18 protein-coding genes are annotated in these 25,432 nt (G+C 56.6%); 12 read left to right on the top strand and 6 right to left on the bottom strand.

Annotated elements, in window-relative coordinates; translation table 11 throughout:
* On the top strand, positions 1 to 408 hold a 408-nt coding region (locus tag ENTHG_RS08530; RefSeq protein WP_044179180.1), incomplete at its 5' end, for a hypothetical protein.
* Here the strand turns inward: ENTHG_RS08530 and elyC are convergent.
* Positions 385 to 1,164 (bottom strand): envelope biogenesis factor ElyC, encoded by a 780-nt coding sequence (gene elyC, locus ENTHG_RS08525; RefSeq protein ID WP_044179178.1) that lies wholly within the window; start codon positions 1,162 to 1,164, stop codon positions 385 to 387. The two genes, ENTHG_RS08530 and elyC, sit on opposite strands and share 24 nt — an antisense overlap.
* A gap of 118 nt (positions 1,165 to 1,282) precedes the next feature.
* Here elyC and cmoM point away from each other — a divergent pair, with 118 nt between their 5' ends.
* The 7 genes from cmoM to ENTHG_RS08490 all read left to right on the top strand — a co-directional run bounded on the left by cmoM (position 1,283) and on the right by ENTHG_RS08490 (position 11,963).
* The gene (gene cmoM, locus ENTHG_RS08520; RefSeq protein WP_044177886.1) at positions 1,283 to 2,077 is read left to right on the top strand and encodes a tRNA uridine 5-oxyacetic acid(34) methyltransferase CmoM; all 795 of its coding nucleotides are present in this window, start codon (positions 1,283 to 1,285) and stop codon (positions 2,075 to 2,077) included.
* Positions 2,070 to 3,392, top strand: a complete 1,323-nt coding sequence (gene mukF / locus ENTHG_RS08515) for a chromosome partition protein MukF (protein ID WP_044177883.1) — start codon at positions 2,070 to 2,072, stop codon at positions 3,390 to 3,392. Before cmoM ends, mukF begins: the two co-directional genes overlap by 8 nt.
* The gene (mukE, locus tag ENTHG_RS08510) at positions 3,373 to 4,080 is read left to right on the top strand and encodes a chromosome partition protein MukE (RefSeq protein WP_044177880.1); all 708 of its coding nucleotides are present in this window, start codon (positions 3,373 to 3,375) and stop codon (positions 4,078 to 4,080) included. The genes mukF and mukE overlap by 20 nt, the downstream gene beginning before the upstream one ends.
* Entirely contained in the window at positions 4,077 to 8,525 is a 4,449-nt protein-coding gene (gene mukB, locus ENTHG_RS08505; RefSeq protein WP_044177878.1) for a chromosome partition protein MukB, read from the top strand. Before mukE ends, mukB begins: the two co-directional genes overlap by 4 nt.
* A 167-nt stretch (positions 8,526 to 8,692) precedes the next feature.
* Positions 8,693 to 10,555: a L,D-transpeptidase gene (gene ldtD / locus ENTHG_RS08500; RefSeq protein WP_044177876.1), complete on the top strand. Its 1,863-nt coding sequence runs from the start codon at positions 8,693 to 8,695 to the stop codon at positions 10,553 to 10,555.
* Between the two features lie 184 nt (positions 10,556 to 10,739).
* Positions 10,740 to 11,288, top strand: a complete 549-nt coding sequence (gene mepK, locus ENTHG_RS08495) for a peptidoglycan L,D-endopeptidase MepK (protein ID WP_044177873.1) — start codon at positions 10,740 to 10,742, stop codon at positions 11,286 to 11,288.
* A 27-nt stretch (positions 11,289 to 11,315) separates the two neighbouring features.
* Positions 11,316 to 11,963 carry an MBL fold metallo-hydrolase gene (locus tag ENTHG_RS08490; protein ID WP_044177870.1) on the top strand — a complete coding sequence of 216 codons (648 nt, stop codon included), beginning with the start codon at positions 11,316 to 11,318 and terminating at the stop codon, positions 11,961 to 11,963.
* A gap of 109 nt (positions 11,964 to 12,072) precedes the next feature.
* On the opposite strand, the gene ENTHG_RS08485 is transcribed toward ENTHG_RS08490, so the two are convergent.
* The 4 genes from ENTHG_RS08485 to pncB all read right to left on the bottom strand — a co-directional run bounded on the left by ENTHG_RS08485 (position 12,073) and on the right by pncB (position 17,979).
* The gene (locus tag ENTHG_RS08485) at positions 12,073 to 13,263 is read right to left on the bottom strand and encodes an amino acid aminotransferase (RefSeq protein ID WP_044177867.1); all 1,191 of its coding nucleotides are present in this window, start codon (positions 13,261 to 13,263) and stop codon (positions 12,073 to 12,075) included.
* A gap of 185 nt (positions 13,264 to 13,448) precedes the next feature.
* Positions 13,449 to 14,549 carry a porin gene (locus ENTHG_RS08480; RefSeq protein WP_044177864.1) on the bottom strand — a complete coding sequence of 367 codons (1,101 nt, stop codon included), beginning with the start codon at positions 14,547 to 14,549 and terminating at the stop codon, positions 13,449 to 13,451.
* Between the two features lie 600 nt (positions 14,550 to 15,149).
* A complete protein-coding gene (gene asnS, locus ENTHG_RS08475) occupies positions 15,150 to 16,550 on the bottom strand; it encodes an asparagine--tRNA ligase (RefSeq protein WP_044177861.1) in 1,401 nt (466 codons plus the stop codon).
* 226 nt (positions 16,551 to 16,776) lie between these two features.
* A complete protein-coding gene (pncB, locus tag ENTHG_RS08470; protein ID WP_044177858.1) occupies positions 16,777 to 17,979 on the bottom strand; it encodes a nicotinate phosphoribosyltransferase in 1,203 nt (400 codons plus the stop codon).
* A gap of 261 nt (positions 17,980 to 18,240) precedes the next feature.
* On the opposite strand from pncB, the gene pepN reads away from it, so the two are divergent.
* The 3 genes from pepN (at position 18,241) to zapC (ending at position 22,781) form a co-directional block, all read left to right on the top strand.
* The gene (gene pepN / locus ENTHG_RS08465) at positions 18,241 to 20,853 is read left to right on the top strand and encodes an aminopeptidase N (RefSeq protein ID WP_044177856.1); all 2,613 of its coding nucleotides are present in this window, start codon (positions 18,241 to 18,243) and stop codon (positions 20,851 to 20,853) included.
* Between the two features lie 209 nt (positions 20,854 to 21,062).
* Positions 21,063 to 22,073: a quinone-dependent dihydroorotate dehydrogenase gene (gene pyrD, locus ENTHG_RS08460; protein ID WP_044177854.1), complete on the top strand. Its 1,011-nt coding sequence runs from the start codon at positions 21,063 to 21,065 to the stop codon at positions 22,071 to 22,073.
* A gap of 168 nt (positions 22,074 to 22,241) precedes the next feature.
* Complete coding sequence (gene zapC / locus ENTHG_RS08455) at positions 22,242 to 22,781, top strand: cell division protein ZapC (protein WP_044177852.1); 540 nt, start codon at positions 22,242 to 22,244, stop codon at positions 22,779 to 22,781.
* Here the strand turns inward: zapC and ENTHG_RS08450 are convergent.
* Positions 22,778 to 23,887: a YcbX family protein gene (locus tag ENTHG_RS08450; RefSeq protein ID WP_044177850.1), complete on the bottom strand. Its 1,110-nt coding sequence runs from the start codon at positions 23,885 to 23,887 to the stop codon at positions 22,778 to 22,780. The two genes, zapC and ENTHG_RS08450, sit on opposite strands and share 4 nt — an antisense overlap.
* Positions 23,888 to 23,986: 99 nt before the next feature.
* On the opposite strand from ENTHG_RS08450, the gene rlmKL reads away from it, so the two are divergent.
* Positions 23,987 to 25,432: bifunctional 23S rRNA (guanine(2069)-N(7))-methyltransferase RlmK/23S rRNA (guanine(2445)-N(2))-methyltransferase RlmL (gene rlmKL, locus ENTHG_RS08445; protein WP_044177847.1), on the top strand; the 1,446-nt coding region annotated here is incomplete at its 3' end.

Genomic DNA, 25,432 nt, shown 5'->3' with positions numbered 1-25,432 from the left:
CGCAACACGGGCCTCACCATGCAGGACCGGCGCATTCTGTTTCGCACGCGCGAATGCCTGCCCGCCCTGTTTGAAGGGTTTAACGATAACTGCGTGCTGGTGCACGGCAATTTTAACCTGCGCAGCATGTTAAAAGACGCCCGCAGCGACCAGTTGGTGGCGATGGTCGGGCCAGGTATTATGCTGTGGGCGCCGCGTGAGTACGAACTGTTCCGCCTGGCGGACAGCCCGCTGGCGGAGAGCCTCTTCTGGCATTATCTGCAGCGCGCGCCGGTGGCTGAGTCCTTTATGTGGCGGCGCTGGCTCTACCTGTTATGGGATGAAGTGGCGCAGCTGGTCAATACCGGCCGCTTTAATCGCGCCAGCTTTGACCTGGCGGCCAAATCACTGCTTCCCTGGCTCGCCTGAATCGCCTTTCAGCCACTGCCACACTCTCCCCAGCGTTTCATAACCTGCCCGGTCGCTATGCATCAGCCACACCGGGGAGGGAATGACCCGTTCCCAGAGATTGAGTGGAGAATCGATCGCCAGCTGGTTTGCCGGCGCGGGCAGGGGGTTAAGACCCGCATTGCGAAAGAAAATCATGGCGCGGGGCATATGTGACGCTGAGGTCACCAGCAAAAATGGCGCATCGCCAATGGCCTGCTTAACGGCAGCGGCTTCTTCTTCGGTATCTTTTGGCGATGTCAGGGTAATGATATCGCTGCGCGGCACGCCGAGGCTTTCCGCCACTCGCGCGCTCGTCTCCGCCGCGCTCACCGGATTGCTGCCTGCCGCCCCGCCGGTAAAGATAAGTTTCGCGCCCGGATTATCGCGCCACAGGCGCACGCCTTCGGTAAGGCGGGGCAGGCTGTTATTGATCAGGTTCGAACCCGGCGCCCACTGCGCATTCCACGTATAGCCGCCGCCAAGCACTACGATATAGCTGACAGGCTTGCCGCCGCGCCAGGTGGGGTAGCTCTCCTCAATCGGCTTGAGCATAAAATCGGCAACCGGCTGCAGGCTTAGCAGCAGCAGCGTCAGCCAGCTCAGGGTAATTAACCCCTTACCGGTTCTTTGCCAGCGGCTAAACCAGATAAGCGCCAGCCCCAGTCCCATCACCAATAATAAAAAAGGCAGGGGCAGCAGCAGGCCGCCAATGTATTTCTTGAGGGTGAAAAGCACCGTCTTCGACTCCTTTTTAACCATACGGCAGGCGTTTTGCACCGATCTTACACCAGATGGGTTCATTCTCCGCACGGCTGTGACAAAATAGCGGTTTTGTCAGGATCGTGGAGCGGCTATGAAGGATCGTAATTTCGACGACATCGCGGAAAAGTTCGCCCGTAACATTTACGGCACAACGAAAGGACAGCTGCGTCAGGCGATTCTCTGGCAGGATCTGGACCGTTTGCTCGCAAGCGTCGGCGATAAAAAGTTGCGCGTTCTTGATGCAGGCGGAGGAGAGGGCCAGACGGCAATCCGGCTGGCACAGCTGGGCCACCACGTTACTTTGTGCGATCTCTCACAGGAGATGGTCGCCCGGGCGCAGAGAGCGGCCGAAGAGAAAGGTGTGAGCGGTAACATGCATTTTATACAATGCGCCGCTCAGGATATCGCGCAGCACTTGGAATCGCCCGTTGATCTGATATTGTTCCATGCTGTGCTGGAGTGGGTCGCCGAGCCGGTCGCTATGTTGCGCACCCTGTGGTCGGTTTTAACGGCAGGGGGCGCGCTGTCATTGATGTTCTATAACGCCAATGGCCTGCTCATGCATAACATGGTGGCCGGGAATTTCGCCTATGTTCAGGCGGGCATGCCGAAGCGTAAGAAGCGCACCCTGTCGCCGGATTACCCCCGCAGGCCGGAAGAGGTCTATGCGTGGCTGGCTGACATCGGCTGGCAGGTAACGGGTAAAACCGGCGTTCGGGTATTCCACGACTACCTGCGAGAAAAACATCAACAGCATGAGTGTTACGACGCGCTGCTCGAACTTGAAACGCAGTATTGCCGTCAGGAGCCGTATATCAGCCTGGGGCGTTATATTCATGTGACCGCGCTCAAGCCGCAGAATGATGAAAGGATGAACGATGAGTGAGTTTTCCCAGACCGTTCCTGAACTGGTTTCCTGGGCCAGAAAAAACGATTTCTCCCTCTCTCTACCGGTAGACAGACTGTCGTTTTTACTGGCGGTTGCCACGTTAAACAGCGAACGCCTGGATGGCGAGATGAGCGAAGGTGAGCTGGTGGATGCGTTTCGCCACGTCAGCGAGGCGTTTGAGCAGAGCGGTGAAACCATTACCCAGCGCGCCAACAACGCGATTAACGATATGGTGCGCCAGCGTCTGTTAAACCGTTTCACCAGCGAACTGACCGAAGGCAATGCTATCTATCGCCTCACCCCGCTGGGTATTGGCATCACGGACTATTATATTCGCCAGCGTGAATTTTCCACGCTGCGCCTCTCCATGCAGCTCTCCATCGTCGCCGGCGAGCTTAAGCGCGCCGCCGACGCCGCCGAAGAGGGCGGAGATGAGTTCCACTGGCACCGCAACGTCTACGCACCGCTGAAATACTCCGTCGCTGAGATTTTCGACAGTATCGACATGACGCAGCGGGTGATGGATGAACAGCAGCAGCTGGTGAAAGAGGATATCGCCCAGCTGCTGAATAAAGACTGGCGCGCGGCCATTTCCAGCTGCGAGCTTCTGCTGTCGGAAACCTCCGGCACCCTGCGCGAACTGCAGGATACGCTTGAGGCGGCGGGGGATAAGCTGCAGGCCAACCTGCTGCGTATTCAGGATGCGACCCTTGCCCACCGGGATCTGGAATTTGTCGACCGGCTGGTTTTTGACCTGCAAAGCAAACTTGACCGTATCGTCAGCTGGGGTCAGCAGGCTATCGATCTGTGGATCGGCTACGATCGCCACGTGCATAAATTCATTCGTACCGCCATCGACATGGATAAAAACCGCGTCTTCGCTCAGCGCCTGCGCCAGTCGGTGCAGACCTATTTCGATGCGCCGTGGGCGCTAATGCACGCCAGCGCCGACAGGCTGCTGGACATGCGCGATGAAGAGATGGCGCTGCGCGATGAAGAAGTCACCGGCGAACTGCCGCCGGATCTGGAATATGAAGAATTTAATGAAATTCGCGAGCAGCTTGCGGCAATGATCGAAGAACAGCTAACTATCTATAAAACCAGACAAGCGCCACTGGATCTTGGGCTGGTAGTGCGCGAGTATCTGGCGCGGTATCCGCGCGCGCGGCATTTCGATATCGCGCGGATCGTTATCGATCAGGCGGTGCGCCTCGGCGTAGCACAAGCAGATTTCACCGGACTGCCGGCAAAATGGCAGCCGATTAATGATTACGGAGCCAAGGTACAGGCGCATGTCATTGACAAATATTGAACAAGTGATGCCGGTCAAACTGGCCCAGGCGTTGGCTAACCCACTTTTTCCTGCCCTCGACAGCGCGCTGCGCGCCGGGCGGCACATTGGCCTGGACGAGCTGGATAATCACGCTTTTCTGATGGATTTCCAGGAGTACCTGGAAGAGTTTTACGCCCGCTATAACGTCGAGCTTATCCGCGCGCCGGAAGGTTTTTTCTATCTGCGTCCGCGTTCGACCACGCTTATCCCGCGCTCGGTGCTCTCTGAGCTGGACATGATGGTCGGCAAAATCCTCTGCTATCTCTATCTCAGCCCGGAACGTCTGGCGAATGAAGGCATCTTCACCCAGCAGGAGCTGTACGATGAACTGATGGCGCTGGCGGATGAAAGCCGCCTGCTTAAGCTGGTCAATAACCGTTCTACCGGCTCGGATCTCGACAGGCAGAAGCTGCAGGAGAAGGTCCGCTCCTCTCTGCACCGCCTGCGCCGTCTCGGGATGATCTGGTTTATGGGCAACGACAGCAGCAAGTTTCGCATTACTGAATCGGTATTCCGCTTTGGCGCGGACGTGCGCACCGGGGACGATCCGCGTGAAGCGCAGCGCCGCCTGATCCGCGACGGCGAAGCGATGCCCGTAGAGAACCACCTGCAGCTTAATGATGAGCATGAAGAGAATCAGACGGATAGTGGAGAGGAAGAAGAATGATTGATCGCGGTAAATTTCGCTCGCTGACGCTGATTAACTGGAACGGCTTTTTTGCCCGTACCTTCGATCTTGATGAACTGGTCACGACGTTATCCGGGGGCAACGGCGCCGGGAAATCCACTACCATGGCGGCGTTCGTTACGGCGCTCATCCCGGACTTAACGCTGCTGCACTTCCGCAACACCACGGAGGCCGGGGCCACCTCCGGCTCCCGCGACAAGGGCCTGCACGGTAAGTTAAAAGCCGGGGTCTGTTATTCGGTGCTGGATGTGATCAACTCCCGCCATCAGCGGGTGCTGGTTGGCGTGCGTCTGCAGCAGGTCGCCGGGCGCGATCGCAAAGTGGATATCAAACCCTTCGCCATTCAGGGCCTGCCGACCGCCATTCAGCCGACGCAGCTGCTGACCGAGACGCTCAACGAGCGCCAGGCCCGCGTACTGCCGTTACAGGAAGTCAAAGACAAGCTTGATGCGATGGAAGGGGTGCAGTTTAAGCAGTTCAACTCCATCACCGATTACCACTCCCTGATGTTTGATCTGGGCATCGTCGCGCGCCGTTTACGCTCTGCGTCCGATCGCAGCAAGTTCTATCGGCTGATCGAGGCCTCCCTGTACGGCGGGATCTCCAGCGCCATTACCCGCTCGCTGCGTGACTATCTGCTGCCGGAAAACAGCGGCGTGCGCAAAGCCTTCCAGGACATGGAAGCGGCGCTGCGTGAAAACCGCATGACCCTGGAAGCGATTCGCGTTACCCAGTCTGACCGCGATCTGTTTAAACACCTGATAAGCGAAGCGACCAACTATGTGGCGGCGGATTATATGCGCCATGCCAACGAACGGCGTATTCACCTTGATCAGGCGTTGACCCTGCGCCGCGACCTTTTTAGCTCGCGGCAAAAGCTGGCGGCGGAGCAGTACAAGCACGTCGACATGGCCCGTGAACTGGCGGAGCACAGCGGCGCGGAAGGGGATCTGGAGGCTGACTATCAGGCCGCCAGCGACCACCTGAACCTGGTGCAGACCGCTCTTCGTCAGCAGGAGAAGATCGAGCGTTACGAAGCGGACCTCGATGAACTGCAAATTCGCCTCGAAGAGCAAAACGAGGTGGTGGCGGAAGCCACTGACAAACAGGAAGAGAATGAAGCTCGCGCCGAAGCCGCTGAGCTTGAAGTGGACGAGCTGAAAAACCAGCTGGCGGACTATCAGCAGGCGCTGGACGTACAGCAAACCCGTGCGATTCAGTATAACCAGGCGCTCCAGGCGCTGCAGCGTGCCAGAGAGCTGTGCCATCTGCCGGACCTGACCGCGGAAACCGCTGACGAGTGGCTGGAGACCTTCCAGGCCAGAGAGCACGAAGCAACAGAAAAACTGCTCTCGCTGGACCAAAAAATGAGCGTGGCGCAAACCGCCCACAGTCAGTTTGAACAGGCCTGGCAGCTGGTGGTCGCCATTAATGGCCCGCTGGCGCGTAACGAGGCGTGGGATGTAGCCCGTGAACTGCTGCGCGAAGGCGTAAACCAGCGCCACCTGGCGGAACAGGTGCCTTCGTTGCGCATGCGTCTTACCGAACTTGAGCAGCGCCTGCGCGAACAGCAGGAAGCTGAGCGCCTGCTGGCCGAGTTCTGTAAACGGCAGGGGCGTCACTATGAGGTCGACGAGCTGGAGGCCCTGCACCAGGAGCTGGAAGCGCAGATCGCCGCCCTGTCGGAAAATGTGTCAACGGCGGGTGAACAGCGCATGGCCCTGCGCCAGGAGCTGGAACAACTGCAGTCGCGTATTAAGCGTCTGACCCAGCGGGCGCCGGTCTGGCTGGCGGCGCAGAACAGCCTTAACCAGCTTTGCGAGCAGAGCGGGGAACAGTTTGAATCCGGTCAGGAGGTCACTGAATACCTGCAACAGCTGCTGGAGCGCGAGCGCGAAGCGATTGTCGAGCGTGACGAAGTCGGTGCGAGCAAGCGCGCGGTGGACGAAGAGATAGAACGATTAAGTCAGCCGGGCGGGGCGGAAGATAACCGGCTCAACGCGCTGGCGGAGCGCTTCGGCGGCGTGCTGCTCTCTGAAATCTATGACGATGTTAGCCTGGAGGATGCGCCATACTTCTCGGCGCTCTATGGCCCGTCGCGCCACGCTATTGTGGTGCCCGATCTGTCGCTGGTAGCGGCCCAGCTGGAAGGGCTGGAAGATTGCCCGGAAGACCTCTATCTGATTGAAGGGGATCCGCAGTCCTTTGATGACAGCGTATTCAGCGTTGATGAGCTGGAAAAAGCGGTCGTGGTAAAAGTTGCCGATCGGCAGTGGCGCTACTCCCGTTTCCCGGCGGTGCCGCTGTTTGGCCGCGCCGCGCGCGAAAGCCGTATCGAGAGCCTGCACGCGCAGCGGGAAGCGCTGGCGGAACGTTATGCCACGCTCTCCTTTGACGTGCAGAAAACCCAGCGCCTGCACCAGGCGTTCAGCCGTTTTATCGGCAGCCACCTGGCCGTCGCCTTTGACGCCGATCCGGAAGCGGAAATCCGCACGCTGAACAGCCGTCGCGGCGAACTTGAGCGCGCGCTCAGCGCCCACGAAAACGACAACCAGCAGAACCGCACTCAGTTCGAGCAGGCGAAAGAGGGCGTCGCCCAGCTTAACCGCCTGCTGCCGCGGCTGAATTTGCTGGCCGATGAGACGCTCGCCGATCGCGTGGATGAGATTCAGGAGCGCCTGGATGAGGCTCAGGAAGCGGCGCGGTTTATTCAACAGTATGGCAATCAGCTGGCGAAACTGGAGCCGGTGGTATCCGTATTGCAAAGCGACCCGGAACAGTTCGAGCAGCTTAAAGAAGACTATGCCCGCTCCCAGCAGGTGCAGCGCGAGGCGCGACAGCAGGCGTTTGCCCTGACCGAAGTCGTGCAGCGCCGCGCCCACTTCAGCTACTCAGACTCGGCGGAGATGCTCAGCGGCAATAACGATCTCAATGAGAAGCTGCGTCAGCGGCTGGAGCAGGCGGAGCGCGAGCGTAGCCGTACCCGTGATGCCCTGCGAACCCATGCCGCTCAGCTTAGCCAGTACAACCAGGTGCTGGCGTCGCTGAAAAGCTCGTTTGATACCAAAAAAGAGCTGCTCAACGATCTGCAAAAAGAGCTGCAGGACATCGGCGTTCGCGCGGATAACGGCGCGGAAGAGCGGGCGCGTATTCGCCGCGATGAACTGCATGCCCAGCTCTCCGGCAATCGCGCGCGGCGCAACCAGCTGGAAAAAGCCCTGACCTTCTGCGAAGCGGAGATGGACAACCTGACCCGCGCACTGCGCCGTCTGGAGCGTGACTACCACGACAAGCGTGAGCAGGTCGTCACGTCGAAGGCCGGATGGTGCGCGGTGATGCGCATGGTGAAAGACAACGGCGTCGAGCGTCGTCTGCACCGCCGCGAACTGGCCTATCTCTCCGGCGATGAGCTGCGCTCTATGTCGGATAAGGCCCTCGGCGCGCTGCGTCTGGCGGTGGCCGATAACGAACATCTGCGCGATGTGCTGCGCATGTCAGAAGATCCGAAGCGTCCTGAGCGCAAAATTCAATTCTTCGTGGCCGTTTATCAGCACCTGCGCGAGCGTATTCGTCAGGACATCATCCGTACCGACGATCCGGTTGAGGCCATTGAGCAGATGGAGATTGAGCTTAGCCGCCTGACGGAAGAGCTTACCTCCCGCGAGCAGAAGCTGGCCATCAGCTCCCGCAGCGTAGCGAACATTATCCGCAAAACCATTCAGCGTGAGCAGAACCGTATTCGTCAGCTCAACCAGGGGCTGCAGAGCGTCTCGTTTGGCCAGGTCAACAGCGTGCGGCTGAATGTTAACGTGCGCGAGACCCACGCCACGCTGCTGACGGTGCTCTCTGAGCAGCATGAGCAGCATCAGGATCTGTTTAACAGCAATCGCCTGAGCTTCTCTGAGGCGCTGGCGAAGCTCTACCAGCGTCTGAACCCGCAGATCGATTTAGGGCAGCGTACGCCGCAGACCATCGGTGAAGAGTTACTCGACTACCGCAACTATCTGGAGATGGAAGTGGAGGTTAACCGTGGCTCTGACGGCTGGCTGCGCGCGGAGTCCGGGGCGCTTTCCACCGGCGAGGCGATCGGCACCGGGATGTCGATTCTGGTGATGGTGGTCCAGAGCTGGGAAGATGAGGCCCGCCGTCTGCGCGGGAAAGATATCTCTCCGTGCCGTCTGCTGTTCCTTGATGAGGCGGCGCGTCTGGATGCCCGCTCCATCGCCACGCTGTTCGAACTTTGCGAACGCCTTGAAATGCAACTGATTATTGCAGCGCCGGAAAACATCAGCCCGGAAAAAGGCACCACCTATAAATTGGTGCGTAAAGTGTTCCAGAACCACGAGCATGTGCATGTGGTCGGGCTGCGCGGCTTCGCCGCACAGTTGCCGGAAACACTGCCGGGCACCGCTGACGCCTCGTAAACGCGCGTCTGCACAAAGGGCGGCTCAGTGCCGCCTTTTTTATAAGAAGGGAAAAAGAACAGGCTCCTCTTTAAACTTCTTTACATTTGGCAAGCCAAATGCTTTTTTGTGTTTATATACTGATAGACAGAACGCTAATAAGTTTAAGAAGAAACAGGGGGCAAGGGATGTTGCTTATGAAGTCGTATGGTCGTCGGATGTCCACGTTAAGTTTGTGTCTGGCATTCGCATTTGCTCCGCTGTTTAACGCGCAGGCAGACGAGCCTGAGGTTGTGCCGGTGGACAGTTCCGCCACGCTGGGCGATCAGCCCACGCTGTTATCGCAGCCGCTTGAGCAGTCGCCAGCAACGGCGATGCTGGCCGGGCTGCAGCCATTCCCGTCGGAAAATGCGCCTGCGCAGGCGCGTGCGTCCCTGCAGGCGACGTTGCCCGCCAACTGGACGCCCGTCTACATGGATTCCCTCGCCGCCCTGTATGCCGCGCGTGAGATGAAACCCATGTGGGAAGATCGCGACGCGGTGCAGGCCTTCCAGCAGCAGCTGGCTGAGGTCGCTATCGCAGGCTTCCAGCCGCAGTTTACGACCTGGGTTGAACTGCTGACCGATCCAAACGTGACCGGGATGACCCGCGATCTGGTGCTTTCCGATGCCATGATGGGCTATCTGCATTTTGTTTCCGCTATCCAGGTCAAGGGGAACCGCTGGCTGTACAGCAGCAAACCCTACAAGCTGGAAACGCCGCCGCTTTCGGTTATCAATCAGTGGCAGCTTGCCCTGGATAAAGGCGATGTCACCGGTTTTATCTCCCGTCTTGCGCCGCACCACCCGCAATATGCGGCGATGCATCAGTCTTTGTTAACGCTGGTGGCGGATACCCAGCCCTGGCCGCAGATTACCAGTACGGTGTCGTTACGTCCGGGCCAGTGGAGTAAAGATATCCCGGCGCTGCGCGAAATCCTCAAGCGTAGCGGGATGATGGACGCGGCCCCGAAAATCGCCCTGCCGGGAGACGACCCGACAGAGAGCGCCGTTGTCAGCCCTTCGGCAGCCGCCGTTGATGACAGCGCCGCGACGGCTACTGCGCCTGAGCGCCAGGGGCAGAAAAAGCAGAGCGCCAGCGTGCGCAGCGAATATGACCGCGCGCTGGTGGAGGCGGTGAAGCGCTTTCAGGCCGCACAGGGGCTGCAGGCAGACGGCGTGATAGGCAAGGCGACCCGTGACTGGCTGAACGTCACGCCGGCCCAGCGCGCGGGCGTGCTGGCGCTCAATATCCAGCGCCTGCGACTGCTGCCGAACAAACTCTCCACCGGCATTATGGTCAATATCCCGGAGTACTCGCTGGTGTACTACCTCAACGGTAACGAGGTGCTCTCTTCACGGGTTATTGTGGGCCGCCCGGACAGAAAAACGCCGATGATGAGCAGCGCGTTGAATAACGTGGTGGTGAACCCGCCGTGGAACGTGCCGCCTACGCTGGCGCGCAAAGACATTCTGCCGAAAGTGTGGAACGATCCGGGCTACCTCGAACGCCACGGCTATACGGTTATTCGCGGCTGGAACAGTAAAGAGACCATTGACCCGTGGAGGGTGGACTGGGCGACAATCACTCCGGCTAATTTACCGTTCCGTTTCCAGCAGGCGCCGGGCGCGCATAATTCGCTGGGGCGCTACAAGTTTAATATGCCAAGCTCTGACGCCATCTATCTGCACGACACGCCAAACCATAACCTGTTCAGTAAAGAGTCGCGTGCGCTCAGCTCCGGCTGCGTACGCGTGAATAAAGCCTCTGAGCTCGCCAATATGCTGTTGCAGGATGCTGGCTGGAACGATTCGCGTATTTCCGCTGCGTTAAAGCAGGGCGATACCCGTTACGTTAATATTCGCGAGAATATTCCGGTTAACCTTTACTATTTAACGGCCTTTGTCGGCCCGGACGGGCGCACGCAGTATCGTACAGATATTTACAATTACGATCTCACCGCGCGATCTGGCGCACAAATACTGCCGAAGGCCGAACAATTAATCAGGTAAATGAACAGGTTCGGCAACACGCCTTAAGGTGAAACAGAGCGAAAACGGGCCCATTTTGTGATGCGGCCCGTTTTTACAGGGAAAGGTCGCCTTGACGCGGGCCGGATAGCCCGGTAAGGTGCCTTTCGTGCGCATAAAAGTGCATAAATAACGTTCATTTCGCTTTCTTGCAGACCTGATTATCATGGACAAATTTAACGCTAATCGCCGCAAACTGCTGGCGTTCGGTGGGATTGCCCTTGGTGCGGCATTCTTACCTCAACGTGCATTTGCAACCCTTTCCACCCCACGTCCGCGTATTTTAACGCTGAATAATCTCCATACCGGAGAGACAATTAAAGCGGAGTTTTTCGATGGTCGGGGCTATATTCAGGATGAATTAGCAAAGCTGAATCATTTTTTCCGTGATTATCGCGCGAATAAAATAAAAACCATCGATCCGAAACTGTTTGACCAGCTTTACCGCCTGCAGGGTTTGTTAGGAACCAACAAACCGGTGCAGCTGATCTCCGGCTATCGTTCTCTCGATACCAACAACGAACTGCGTGCCCACAGCTCTGGCGTTGCCAAAAAGAGCTACCACACGAAGGGGCAGGCGATGGATTTTCATATCGAAGGGATTTCTCTGAGCAATATTCGCAAAGCTGCGTTATCTATGCGCGCGGGTGGTGTAGGATATTACCCCCGAAGCAACTTTGTGCATATTGATACCGGGCCGCTCCGGCACTGGTAACACTCAGCTAAAACAGACAGGAGCAGTATGAACTATCGTATTATTCCGGTTACCGCCTTCTCCCAGAATTGCTCTTTACTCTGGGATGAGCAGACCCGCCTGGCCGCAATTGTAGACCCGGGCGGCGATGCGCAGCGAATTATCAGTGAAGTCGAATCTGCGGGCGTGACGATAACGCAAATCCTGCTGACCCATGGTCATCTCGATCATGTCGGCGCCGCAGCGGAACTGGCGCAGCATTACGGCGTGCCGGTTATCGGACCGGAAAAAGAAGATCAGTTCTGGCTGGAAGGGCTACCCGCTCAGAGCCGCATGTTTGGTCTGGAAGATTGTCAGCCGCTTACCCCCGACCGCTGGTTGAGCGAAGGGGAGAGCGTCAGCGTTGGCAATGTCAAACTGGCGGTGCTGCACTGTCCGGGCCATACGCCGGGGCATATCGTCTTTTTTGATGCCGCCTCACGGCTGCTGATCTCCGGGGACGTCATTTTTAAAGGTGGGGTTGGGCGCAGTGATTTCCCGAAAGGGAATCATGGCGATCTTATCGCTTCGATTAAAAACAAACTTCTGCCGCTGGGCGATGATGTGACATTTATCCCTGGCCACGGCCCGCTCTCTACGCTGGGGAATGAACGGCTGCATAACCCCTTCCTGCAGGATGAACTTCCCGTCTGGTAAATAAAAAGCCCGCTCGGCGGGCTTAAAAATGCTCTCACATCCCTCAGTGATATTACGCCCGGATAAGGCCTTTTGCTTACCCGGGCTACGGCATTGCATAAACGTCTGCTTACAGCACCGCGACAATCGCTTCACACAGCGGCGACATGTTATCGGGCGTCATACCCGCCACGTTGATGCGCCCGGAGGCCACGGCATAGATACCGAACTCTTCGCGCAGGCGCAGCACCTGCTCTTTGGTTAAGCCGCTAAACGAGAACATACCGTTCTGCCGGGTGATGAAGCTGAAATCCCGCGTTGCCCCTTTCTCCTGCAGCGTATTGACGAACAGCAGGCGCATGCGCTGAATACGCTGGCGCATATCCGTCAGTTCCTGTTCCCAGATAGCGCGCAGCGCTTCATTACCAAGAATGGTGGCGACCACGGCGGCGCCATGGGCTGGCGGGTTGGAGTAGTTAGCGCGGATAGTAGCTTTCATCTGGCTGAATGCCCGATCGACTGTTTCCTGATCCGCAGCCACCAGCGTGCACGCGCCGACGCGCTCGTTGTACAGGCCGAAGTTTTTCGAGTACGAGCTGGAGACGACCAGTTCTTTATGCAGCGCGGCAAACGCGCGCAGGCCTTCTGCGTCTTCTTCCAGACCACGGGCGAAGCCCTGATAGGCAAAGTCAAACAGCGGCAGCCAGCCTTTCTCTACAGAGAGCTTCGCCAGTGTTTCCCACTGTTCGAGCGTAGGATCGATGCCGGTGGGGTTATGGCAGCAGCCGTGGAACAGCACCACATCGCCCGCCTGCGCATTATTCAGACTTGCCACCATGCCGTCAAAATCCAGCGTGTGGTTCTGCGCGTCATACCAGGTATAGTCACAGACTTCCAGCCCGGCAGAGTTAAAAACGCCTTTATGGTTAGGCCAGCTGGGGTTGCTTACCCATATACGTTTCGCCGCCGTATGTTTTGCCAGGAAATCCGCCGCCACGCGCAGGCCACCCGTACCGCCCGGGGTCTGCGCCGTACGCGCACGTTTATCACTGATAATCGCACTGCCTTTGCCGAATAGCAGTTCCTGTGTGCAACGGCCAAACTCTGGAATACCGTCGATGCCGAGGTAGTTCTTGGTGTTTTCGTTTTCCAGCAGGTACTGTTCCGCTTTTTTGACGCTGGTCAGCACCGGCGTTTTACCGGTTTCGTCTTTATAGACGCCAATGCCAAGGTTGATTTTGCCGGGGCGTTCATCGGCACGAAACAGATCGGCCAGGCCCAGAATAGGGTCGGCAGGGGCAGCGGTAATATTCTCAAACATGACGAGGTTCCATTTTGATGACAGAAGGGAAGTCCACTATCAGGTTAACGGTTGAGCTGATAATTGCCAACCGTTTGCGATAAAAAGCGCGCCTCTTTTTATGCCGTGCCCGATTTGCCGCAGCAGGCATAAAAAAACAGGGCCGAGGCCCTGTTTTAAACGCATATGATAACGAGGTTTGCTGCTTAGAACTGGTAAGTTACACCCAGAGTAACCTGGTCTGCAGTGCCAACCCAGGAGTAGTACTGGCTGTCTTCGTCGTCCAGCAGGTTGATACGGTAGTCGCCGTATACGTTGAAGTTTTTGTTGAAGTAGTAGTAGGTACCTACAGTCACGTATTTAGCCAGATCGCGGTTTACGCTGTTGCCTTCGTCATCCAGACCCAGTGCTTTGCCTTTAGACTGCACGTAGGAGATGGACGGACGCAGACCGAAGTCGAACTGGTACTGAGCGATAACTTCGAAGTTCTGAGTTTTGTTAGCAACAGAGTTGTCGCCGTTAACATCGGTCAGGATGCTGGTGTTGCGGGTTTCAGCATACACAGCAGCCAGGTAGATGTTGTTCGCGTCGTATTTACCGCCAACAGCCCAGGATTCAGCGCGCTCGCCTTTGCCGTCGTCTTTCTGGTATTTGGTACGGTTAGAGTTGCTGTACGCGCCGATTACGCCGAAGCCTTCGCCGAACTCGTAGCCCAGAGAGGTACCAACGCCGTCGCCGTTACCGCGGTAAGAGTCATCGCTACGGTCGTTTTTGCCCTGATACTGCAGTGCAAAGCTCAGGCCATCAGCCAGACCGAAGAAGTTGCTGTTACGGTAGGTCAGCAGGCCGGTAGCACGGCTGGTCATGTAGTTATCGGTAAAGCCGCCGCCCCAGGTTTCGCCGGAGAAGGACGGAGCCATATCGGTGTAGGATTCTACGTCGTAAACCACGCCGTAGTTACGACCGTAGTCCAGAGAGCCCGCATCGGTAACTTTGATACCCGCGAAAGCCAGACGGGTTACGTTGTCCTGGTCGCCTTCAGCTTTGCCCGCTTTGGCACGGTATTCCCACTGACCGTAGCCAGTCACATCGCTGTTTACCTGAGTTTCGCCTTTAAAGCCAATCTGGCCGTAAGAAGAGTCCTGGTTGGAAGTGCTGTCGCCGGAGGTCGTGAAGCCGTGCTCACCAACAACTTTACCGTACAGGTCCAGTTTGTTGCCGTTTTTGTTGTAAACTTCTGCAGCGTTAGCCGCACCAGCTACCAGCAGGGCAGGGATAACCACTGCCAGGATATTGCGCTTCATCATTATTTATTACCCTCATTGGTTTTTTTAGTACACCTGCCACTGCCGTCAATGAATTCCGTCAATAATTATTTACGGAACTATTGATGAGAGTTTGGTGTCTTTCTGTGTCTGAGAGGCATCTTTCCATTCATATAATCGTTTCGCTACCCTGAATGTGCTACAAATGTCGTAAAGCAGTAACAAAAAGCAATATTGTGTAAGAATTTATGAATTTTAAGGAACTTTGTGAACCATCTCAAAATTCAACACTGTTTGCTGATAAAAACGGCGTATCGATAGCTATTTATATGAATTACTTATATTTAATGGCGATAAAGGCGATTCTTATCCAGGAATCATTCTCATCTCACTTTTTCTTATGACCGGGTTTAGCCGTCCGGAGCGCTGCATATTTTTTATCCAAATGTGCTATTCGATGAGAAAATCCTAACCCGCAACAAGACTGTGGCTTATTTTTTGTACAGAAATATTACAGCGCAAAAATCGGGTTACAACTCAGTTGAAGGGCTGGGAAAGAGGGGAAAAATGTCTGAGGACCTCCGGACAGGGCAATATCGCCCCCGGAAATAAAAAAGGCCAGCATATGCTGGCCTCTGTGTATCAGAATGTCGCGTTACGCGGCGTTCGCGGGAACGCAATGACGTCACGCACGTTCTGTACGCCGGTGACGTAGGCAATCAGACGCTCAAAGCCAAGACCAAACCCGGAGTGCGGTACGGTGCCATAACGGCGCAGATCGCGATACCACCAGTAGTCTTCTTTATTGAGACCCATCTCCGCCATACGCGCATCCAGCACGTCCAGGCGCTCTTCACGCTGGGAGCCGCCGATGATTTCACCGATGCCCGGCGCCAGTACGTCCATCGCCGCTACGGTTTTACCGTCGTCATTAAGGCGCATGTAGAACGCTTTAATCTCTTTAGGGTAGTTTTTCACTACCACCGGCGCTTTGAAATGTTTCTCCGCCAGGTAACGTTCATGTTCGGAAGAGAGATCGACCCCCCAGTAAACCGGGTTTTCGAATTTCTGGCCGCAGTTTTCAAGAATGGTCACCGCGTCGGTGTAATCCACCTGCGCGAAGTCTGCCTCGATAAACTGCTCCAGACGCGTAATCGCCTCTTTGTCCACGCGCTCGGCAAAGAACTTCATGTCGTCCGCACGTTCGTTAAGCACCGCTTTGAAAACATATTTCAGCATGTCTTCCGCCAGACGGGCGTTATCTTCCAGATCGGCAAAGGCCACTTCCGGCTCAAGCATCCAGAACTCGGCCAGGTGGCGACTGGTGTTTGAGTTTTCCGCGCGGAAAGTCGGGCCGAAGGTATAGATCTTCGACAGGGCGCTGGCGTAGGTTTCCCCGTTCAGCTGGCCGGATACGGTCAGGAAAGACTCCTTACCAAAGAAATCCTTGTCAAAATCGACTTTGCCCTGATCGTTACGCGGCAGGTTTTCCAGATCCAGCGTGGAGACGCGGAACATCTCGCCCGCGCCTTCGGTATCGGAAGCGGTGATAAGCGGCGTCGAAACCCAGAAGAAACCCTGCTCGTCAAAGAAGCGATGCAGCGCCTGCGCCAGCGTATGGCGAACGCGAGCGACAGCGCCGATCAGGTTAGTGCGCGGACGCAGATGCGCGACTTCACGCAGGTATTCGATGCTGTGACGTTTTGCCGCCATCGGGTAAGTATCCGGATCATCAACCCAGCCGGTCACTTCGACCTTTGTGGCCTGAATTTCGAAACTTTGCCCCTGGCCCGGCGACGCGACAACATTACCGGTGACGATAACCGAGCAGCCCGTGGTCAGATGCAAGACGTCTTCATTGTAATTGGGCAGAGAATTATTAATAACGGCCTGTACAGGATCAAAGCAGGAACCGTCATAGACGGCGAGGAAGGAGATGCCAGCTTTTGAATCTCGGCGGGTACGTACCCATCCGCGCACGGTGACTTCACTGTCAACGGCTACGCGGCCCTGGAGTACGTCGGCTACAGGCACAACGCTCATAATATTCTCTCTATTAATAGTCTGGAAAAATAGTCGTTTGTCCCCCGCGCAAAGGGGGGATACCTATGTTACCTGGCGAGCGCCATCAGACAAGTAGAATTCGCATCCGAAAGAGGGGTTTTCAGAAATATTCAGTAGAAAATGCGCAGCGGCCTGATGTCATGACGCCCCGGGCAAAAAATACGAGGCGCTTTTGCCCCTCGTTATCGTCATTCACCGCGCTGAACTAGCTGGCCTTGCGCACCTGAGGAAGATCAAAGGCTTCACGCAGGGCGCGAACAAACGCCTTATCGTGGCAGATTGTTTTACCGGGACTGTCGGATAATTTCGCCACCGGCTTACCGTTGCACTCTACCAGCTTGATCACAATATTAAGCGGTTTTACGCCGGGAATATCGCAGGTCAGCCTGGTGCCGATACCAAAGCCCAGATTAATGCGGGAGGCGAAATGGCGATAGAGATCCAGCGCCTTATTTAAATCGAGATTGTCAGAGAAAATCAGCGTCTTCGACAGCGGATCGATGCCGAGTTTTTCATAGTGGGCAATGGCCTTCTCGCCCCATTCTACCGGATCGCCGGAATCATGGCGCAGCCCCTGATAGCGCTGGGCGAATACCGGGCCGAAGTCGCGTAAAAACGCATCCATGGTAATGCAGTCGGTCAGCGCGATGCCGAGGCGGTCAGGGTACTCATCAAGCCAGGCCGCAAGCGCCGCCCGCTGGCTGGTGGCGAGGTCGGGGCTAATCTGCTGATGCGCCTGGAACCACTCATGCGCCTGTGTTCCCATCGGGGTCAGCGACAGCCGCCGCGCCAGGTCGTAATTGCTGGTGCCGATAAACCACGGCTCCTGCTTTAAACGCTCGACGATAGCGAACTGCACATCCCGCGAGAAGCGGCGGCGGGTACCGAAATCCATCAGCCGGAACCTGGACATGTCCAGCCCATCGGTCAGGGCTGCGAAATCGGTAAGCTTAGACTCCAGATGCACCAGCGCCTGCTCAACCCCCGCCTGCGGCGAACGGCAGCGATGCACCAGCTCGCTAATTACCGCCAGCAAGGGAACTTCCCACATAATCACTTCACGCCACGGTCCGGATAAACGGATATTCAGCTTGCCGTTATCGTTGATGATGGTGACCTGGGCGGGGTCATAGCGGAAATCCTGCAGCCAGCGCAGATAATCCGCTTTAAAGAAGGGAAGGCTGGATAGCCACTGGAACTCGTCGTCCTGCAGACGAAGATGTTGCATTGCGTCAACCTGCTCGCGGATAGCGCCGGCATAAATGCCCAGCAGATCGTCGCCACGGCAGCGGAACTCCGCCGTCACATGCACATCGTGGTAGTGATGAAACACCGCTTGCTGCATATGTAATTTGTAAGCATCGGTATCCAGCAGCGTCTGCAGAACAGGGGAAGCGAGTAGTGTCATGGTGCGCCGTAGCATCCTCTCACAGGAGCGTTTAGTACAATAAACAAAGCGAAAACGCTGGAGTATACCTTGTTTATCGATTTATTGAACCCCGATCACACCATATAGGACTGAACGGGTCGAGGGCATTTCGTGCCGCCTGTTATTAAAATGTAGCAGACTGAGCTTTTCTCTCTGAAAAGATAAACATTCTGCGTGGCGGGAATTCGGCAACAGGAATAGACTGGAGACGTAACCAACAGAAGATACTAAAGGTTTTTTATGACACAACAGCCACAAGCCAAATACCGTCACGATTACCGTGCGCCGGACTACCTGATCAGCGATATTGACTTGACCTTTGATCTGGATGCCGCAAAAACCGTTGTCACCGCCCTGAGCACCGTTACCCGCCAGAGCGCAGCAGACGCGCCGCTACGGCTGGATGGTGAAGATTTAACGCTGGTATCCCTGGAAATTAACGGCCAGCCGTGGACAAACTATAAAGAAGAAAACAACCAGTTGGTCATCGATGGTCTTCCGGAACGTTTTACGCTGCGGATCGTTAATGAAATCAGCCCGGCGGCCAATACCGCGCTGGAAGGGCTTTACCTTTCCGGGGATGCGCTCTGTACGCAGTGTGAGGCCGAAGGGTTCCGCCACATTACCTGGTATCTCGACCGGCCGGACGTGCTGGCGCGTTTTACGACCAAAATCATCGCCGATAAAACCACCTTCCCGTTCCTGCTCTCCAACGGCAACCGCGTTGACCAGGGCGAGCTGGAAAATGGCCGCCATTGGGTACAGTGGCAGGACCCGTTCCCGAAACCCTGCTATCTGTTCGCGCTGGTCGCCGGCGACTTCGATGTTCTGCGCGATACGTTTACCACCCGCTCAGGGCGGGAAGTGGCGCTGGAGCTCTATGTCGATCGCGGCAATCTCGATCGTGCGCCCTGGGCGATGACCTCGCTGAAAAACTCCATGAAGTGGGATGAAACCCGCTTCGGCCTCGAATACGACCTCGACATCTATATGATTGTGGCGGTGGACTTCTTCAATATGGGCGCAATGGAGAACAAAGGCCTCAACGTTTTTAACTCCAAATATGTGCTGGCGCGGACCGACACCGCCACCGACAAAGACTATCTCGACATCGAGCGGGTCATCGGCCACGAATATTTCCATAACTGGACCGGCAACCGCGTGACCTGCCGCGACTGGTTCCAGCTCAGCCTGAAAGAGGGGCTGACGGTATTCCGCGACCAGGAGTTCAGCTCCGACCTGGGCTCCCGTGCGGTGAACCGTATCAACAATGTGCGCACCATGCGCGGCCTGCAGTTCGCCGAAGACGCCAGCCCGATGGCGCACCCCATCCGCCCGGATAAAGTCATTGAAATGAACAATTTCTACACCCTGACGGTGTATGAAAAAGGGGCGGAAGTCATTCGCATGATGCATACCCTGCTGGGCGAAGAGAACTTCCAGAAAGGGATGCAGCTCTATTTTGAGCGCCATGACGGTAGCGCGGCGACCTGCGATGACTTTGTGCAGGCGATGGAAGATGCCTCTAATGTCGATCTGTCGCACTTCCGCCGCTGGTATAGCCAGGCCGGGACGCCGATTGTCTCGGTACAGGATGACTACAACCCGGCAACCGAACAGTACACCCTGACCATCAGCCAGCGTACCCCGCCGACGGCGGAACAGCAGGAAAAACTGCCGCTGCACATTCCGTTCGATATTGAACTGTATGACAACGAAGGGAAGGTCATCCCGCTGCAGAAAGACGGGCACCCAGTGCATCATGTGCTGAATGTCACCCAAGCGGAGCAGACCTTTGTGTTTGATAACGTCTACTTCCAGCCGGTACCGTCGCTGCTGCGTGAATTCTCCGCCCCGGTTAAGCTTGAGTACAAATGGAGCGACCAGCAGCTGACCTTCCTGATGCGCCACGCCAGCAATGATTTTTCCCGCTGGGACGCCGCACAAAGCCTGCTTGCCACGCACATCAAGCTGAACGTTGCGCGCCAGCAGCAGGGCCAGGCGCTGTCGTTGCCTCTGCACGTCGCCGATGCGTTCCGCGCGATTGTGCTGGATGAACAGATCGATCCGGCGCTGGCCGCGGAAATTCTGACGCTGCCCTCCGCGAATGAGATTGGCGAGCTATTCGATATTATCGATCCGGTAGCGATTACCGCCGTGCGCGAAGCGCTGACCCGCACGCTGGCAACCGAGCTGGCTGACGAGATGCTGGCGGTTTACAACGCCAACAAGCTTGACGCTTATCGCGTTGAGCACGCGGATATCGGCAAACGTGCTCTGCGCAATACCTGCCTGCGTTATCTGGCCTTCGGCGATGTGCAACTGGCCGATAAGCTGGTGAGCGAGCAGTACCACAGCGCGGACAATATGACCGACGCCCTGGCTGCGCTCTCCGCTGCGGTCGCCGCTCAGCTGCCGTGCCGTGACGCGCTGATGCAGGAGTATGATGACAAGTGGCATCAGGACGGCCTGGTGATGGATAAATGGCTGATGCTGCAAGCCACCAGCCCGGCGGCAAACGTGCTGGAAACGGTACGCGGCTTGTTAAATCACCGCGCCTTTACTCTTAGCAATCCAAACCGCGTACGCTCGTTGATTGGCGCGTTCGCCGGCAGCAACCCGGCGGCGTTCCACGCCGAAGACGGCAGCGGCTATCAGTTCCTGGTAGAAATGCTTACCGAGTTGAACAGCCGCAACCCGCAGGTGGCCTCACGCCTGATCGAGCCGCTGATCCGCCTGAAACGTTTTGACGCGGCGCGGCAGGAGAAAATGCGCGCGGCGCTGGAGCAGCTTAAAGCGCTGCCGAAACTCTCCGGCGATCTGTACGAGAAAATCAGCAAAGCGTTAGCCTGACGCCTGCGGATAGTCCTCGCCCGGTGCCGTTCCGGTGGCCGGGCGAAAATTCTTCTTTTCCCCCATTATTTGCCGATCTGTTTACAAATTGCGCCGCTGAGTAAACGATTGCGCTGTCTTCTGTTTTTTTGCCGCAGGTCAATTCCAATTACCGCAGGAATCAAAGATAATACGCCCCCGGTTTGCACACCGGGAATCCAGGAGAGTTCATGTACTACCCCTTCGTTCGTAAAGCCCTTTTTCAGCTCGACCCCGAGCGCGCTCATGAATTGACGTTTAAGCAGCTAAGCCGCATTACCGGCACACCCCTTCAGGCTCTGGTTCGCCAGCGCGTACCGGAAAAGCCGGTTCAGTGCATGGGGCTGACGTTCAAGAATCCGCTGGGCCTGGCCGCCGGGCTGGATAAAAACGGCGAATGTATTGATGCGCTGGGGGCGATGGGATTTGGCGCGATCGAAATCGGCACCGTCACGCCGCGCCCCCAGCCGGGCAATGACAAGCCGCGCATTTTCCGGCTGGTCGATGCAGAAGGGTTGATTAACCGCATGGGCTTCAATAACCTCGGCGTTGATAACCTGGTCGAGAATGTCAAAAAAGCCCATTTCGACGGCGTATTAGGCATCAACATCGGCAAAAATAAAGACACGCCGGTGGAGCAGGGTAAAGATGACTATCTGATTTGTATGGATAAAATTTATGCCTACGCCGGATATATCGCCATTAATATCTCTTCGCCGAACACCCCAGGCTTACGCACTTTGCAATATGGCGAGGCGCTCGACGATCTGCTTAGCGCCATTAAAAATAAACAAAATGCGCTTCATCAGGCCCACCATAAATATGTTCCGGTAGCCGTAAAGATCGCCCCGGATCTTTCCGAAGAAGAATTGATCCAGGTGGCCGATAGTTTAGTTCGCCATAATATTGATGGCGTTATTGCTACCAATACCACGCTCGAAAGAGACCTCGTGCAGGGGATGAAACACTGCAACGAAACCGGCGGATTAAGCGGCCGTCCACTGCAATTAAAGAGCACTGAAATTATTCGCCGTTTGTCTCAGGAATTAAAAGGTCAGCTGCCGATTATCGGCGTCGGCGGCATCGATTCCGTGATCGCGGCCCGGGAGAAACTGGCCGCTGGCGCTTCGCTTGTACAGATCTATTCCGGCTTTATTTTCAAAGGACCGCCGCTGATTAAAGAAATTGTTACCCATATCTAGGCTTTTGTCCGTGTTTCGCCAGCCAGGGCTTTATTTCCGGCCCTGGTTGTTTTATATTCCGACCTTGTTGCTAATTTGTGCATTTTAGTCTTTCCTTATTCCAGGAATAAGCGAAGCGGTAAAGGGATAGCACAGCGACAGGATGTTTACGGACAAGGGGGAAACACAATGCGAATAAAACCTGACGATAACTGGCGCTGGTATTTTGATGACGAGCACGATCGTATGATGCTCGATCTTGCTAACGGCATGTTATTTCGTTCCCGTTTCGCCCGTAAAATGCTTACCCCTGACGCCTTTTCCCCCTGCGGGTTCTGCGTTGATGACGCCGCGCTCTACTTCTCCTTTGAAGAAAAATGCCGCGATTTAATGCTCTCCAATGAGCAGCGCGCCGAACTGGTGCTTAACGCGCTGGTCGCCATTCGTTTCCTCAAGCCGCAAATGCCTAAAAGCTGGCATTTCATCTCCTATAACGCCCCCTGGACGCCAGACGTCGGCGAAGCGGCCTGCGTAATGCTCAGTGATACGGGAGAAGAAGTCAGCCTGCTGGTAGTGGAGACCGGGGAAAATGCCGCCCTGTGCCTGCTGGCGCAGCCGGGGGTGATGATTGCCGGGCGCAGTATGCAGCTGGGCGACGCCATTAAGATTATGAATGACAGGCTGAAACCGCACTATGCCGCCAGTTACAGCCTGGAGCAGGCAGTCTAAGGCGCCAGCCTGACGGCGGTTTTAGGCACGCAGCTGCAGCTTAATACCGTGCCATCCTCAGCAATCGCGGTTTTCTTCAACGGGCTCACTTCCCCTTCCAGCAAGCGGATGCGACAGCAGCCGCAGATCCCCGCCCGGCAAGAGTAGGGCACCTTGATTCCCTGGTTTTCCAGCTGTTCCAGTAAGATCTGCTGATTATTGCCGCGAAACGTCTGCCCCTGCCAGTCAATCTCAACTTCGCCTTCCGCCAGCGGCTCCGGCTCCAGCGACTCAACGACCTGGCCTGCGCCATAACGTTTACCCGGCGCGCGGCTCAGGACAATAACCTCATCGCCCACCCGCACCACGCCGCTGTTACGGGCAATTAAATTCTGGCCGAAATCGACATCGCCATTGTCCTGCGCGGTACGAAAGCTTGCCAGCGTCGCCAGCGGCTCGCCTGTTGGGTGTTTTTGCCCGCGCTCCGGGCTGACGGTGGTAAATACGCAGCGGCTACAGGGTTTGACGACATCGAAAATGACCTCGCCGATGCGGACAACCCGCCAGCTATCCTCTTCCCATGCCTCTGCCCCGGAGACCACCAGATTAGGGCGGAACTGCTCCATCTGTACGCTTGCCGGGCAGCGCTGCTGCAGATCTCGCAGCGAGGCTTCGTTGGTGAGCAAAAAAGGAAAGCCATCGGCGAAAGAGAGGGGCACATCCTCATGGCGCTTCACCCGCCGCGTTAACGCCGGGCCAACCCAGCGTAACTGAACGTCACGGGCAAAAAAGCCGCTCAGCCAGCTGTTAATGGCCGCGGGGGCGACATGGGCGGTAAAATGGTTACCCCACACCTCTGTCGGCTCGCCCACGGGATTAAAGTCAGCGAAGCGCGCCACCGCGCTGCTGCCGTCCGGCGCGGTTAAATGCAGACCATCGGCCAGCGGGGAGGGCAGAAAGCGCACCATCTGTGGAAACTGGCGCGCGGTGATAAAGGTGCCGTCCGGCTGCGTCACCATAAAGATGCGATCGAAAGATAACCCGCTGCTGTCCGCCAGCGCGTGCGTCAGGCCAATTCCGCGCATGGATTTCACCGGGTGGATAAAAAGACGCGAGAGCGTTGCCACGCTATTTCCTCTCCAGACGAAAATAAGCCCTCAACTTTATGACATGAACGTCAGATTGGCTATAATGCGCAACAATTTTCTTTATTGATAAGTGACATTATGATTTCTCTGTTTGCCAGTACGGCCCGTGGGCTGGAAGAGCTGTTAAAAACTGAACTTGAAAACCTGGGGGCGCAGGAGTGCCGGGTGGTTCAGGGGGGCGTCCATTTCCACGGCGACACACGGCTTCTCTATCAAAGCCTGATGTGGAGTCGTCTGGCCTCGCGCATCATGATGCCGCTTGGCGAGTGCAGCGTGTACAGCGATCTCGACCTCTATCTGGGGGTTCAGGCGATACCGTGGACCGATATCTTCACCCCGGAGGCCACCTTCGCCGTTCACTTCAGCGGTCTGAATGAGGAGATCCGCAACAGCCAGTACGGCGCACTCAAGGTAAAAGACGCCATCGTTGACAGCTTTACCCGTAAAAACCTGCCGCGGCCTAATGTCGATCGTGAAAACCCGGATATTCGGGTGAACGTCTGGCTGAATAAAGAGACGGCCAGCATCTCGCTGGATCTGAGCGGGGAGGGGCTACACCTGCGCGGCTACCGCGATCGCACCGGCTTTGCGCCGATCAAAGAGAATCTGGCGGCGGCGATTGTGATGCGCTCCGGCTGGCAGCCGGGCACGCCGCTGCTGGACCCGATGTGCGGCTCCGGTACGCTGCTGATTGAGGCGGCAATGTGGGCAACGGATCGCGCGCCGGGCCTGCACCGCGGCCACTGGGGCTTTAGCGGCTGGGCGCAGCACGACGAAGCAATCTGGCAGGACGTCAAAGCCGATGCGCAAACCCGCGCCCGTCAGGGGCTGGCTAATTACGCCTCGCGTTTTTACGGCTCAGACAACGACGCGCGCGTCATCGAACATGCGAAACGCAACGCCCGTCGCGCTGGCATCGGCGAGCTGATTGATTTCGAGGTCAAAGATGTCGCGAAGCTCAGCAACCCGCTGCCGCAAGGGCCGTACGGCACGGTCATCAGCAACCCGCCTTATGGCGAACGTCTGGAGAGCGAACCGGCGCTGATTGCCCTGCACAGCCTGCTGGGGCGCACGCTGAAATCGCAGTTCGGCGGCTGGAATCTGTCGCTGTTCAGCGCCTCTGCCGATCTGCTCAACTGCCTGCAACTGCGCGCTGAACGCCAGTTCAAAGCCAAAAACGGCCCGCTGGATTGCGTACAGAAAAACTATCACCTGGCGGAAAACACCGGCGAAGCGAAAGCGCCTGCGATGGCGGAGGATTACGCCAACCGCCTGCGTAAGAACGTGAAAAAGCTGGAGAAATGGGCGAAGCAGGAGGGTATTGAGTGCTACCGCCTGTATGACGCCGACCTGCCGGATTACAATGTGGCGGTCGACCGCTACGGCGACTGGGTTGTCGTCCAGGAGTATGCGCCGCCGAAAACGATCGATGCGCAAAAAGCGCGTCAGCGTCTGTTCGATATTATTGCCGCGACCATTGCGGTGCTGGGGATTGCGCCGAATAAGCTGGTGCTCAAAACCCGC

The sequence above is a fragment of the Phytobacter massiliensis JC163 genome (assembly GCF_000321045.1).
GTDB lineage: Bacteria > Pseudomonadota > Gammaproteobacteria > Enterobacterales > Enterobacteriaceae > Phytobacter_A > Phytobacter_A massiliensis.
The sequence above is the reverse complement of the archived record's forward strand: the minus strand, read 5'-3'. Positions and strand labels throughout refer to the sequence as shown.

Bases quoted from the DNA above. Each gene is read 5' to 3' on its own strand.
- cmoM (WP_044177886.1), top strand. From the start codon at position 1,283: ATGAAGGATCGTAATTTCGACGACATCGCGGAAAAGTTCGCCCGTAAC.
- mukF (WP_044177883.1), top strand. From the start codon at position 2,070: ATGAGTGAGTTTTCCCAGACCGTTCCTGAACTGGTTTCCTGGGCCAGA.
- mukE (WP_044177880.1), top strand. From the start codon at position 3,373: ATGTCATTGACAAATATTGAACAAGTGATGCCGGTCAAACTGGCCCAG.
- mukB (WP_044177878.1), top strand. From the start codon at position 4,077: ATGATTGATCGCGGTAAATTTCGCTCGCTGACGCTGATTAACTGGAAC.
- ldtD (WP_044177876.1), top strand. From the start codon at position 8,693: ATGTTGCTTATGAAGTCGTATGGTCGTCGGATGTCCACGTTAAGTTTG.
- mepK (WP_044177873.1), top strand. From the start codon at position 10,740: ATGGACAAATTTAACGCTAATCGCCGCAAACTGCTGGCGTTCGGTGGG.
- ENTHG_RS08490 (WP_044177870.1), top strand. From the start codon at position 11,316: ATGAACTATCGTATTATTCCGGTTACCGCCTTCTCCCAGAATTGCTCT.
- ENTHG_RS08485 (WP_044177867.1), bottom strand. From the start codon at position 13,263: ATGTTTGAGAATATTACCGCTGCCCCTGCCGACCCTATTCTGGGCCTG.
- ENTHG_RS08480 (WP_044177864.1), bottom strand. From the start codon at position 14,549: ATGATGAAGCGCAATATCCTGGCAGTGGTTATCCCTGCCCTGCTGGTA.
- asnS (WP_044177861.1), bottom strand. From the start codon at position 16,550: ATGAGCGTTGTGCCTGTAGCCGACGTACTCCAGGGCCGCGTAGCCGTT.
- pncB (WP_044177858.1), bottom strand. From the start codon at position 17,979: ATGACACTACTCGCTTCCCCTGTTCTGCAGACGCTGCTGGATACCGAT.
- pepN (WP_044177856.1), top strand. From the start codon at position 18,241: ATGACACAACAGCCACAAGCCAAATACCGTCACGATTACCGTGCGCCG.
- pyrD (WP_044177854.1), top strand. From the start codon at position 21,063: ATGTACTACCCCTTCGTTCGTAAAGCCCTTTTTCAGCTCGACCCCGAG.
- zapC (WP_044177852.1), top strand. From the start codon at position 22,242: ATGCGAATAAAACCTGACGATAACTGGCGCTGGTATTTTGATGACGAG.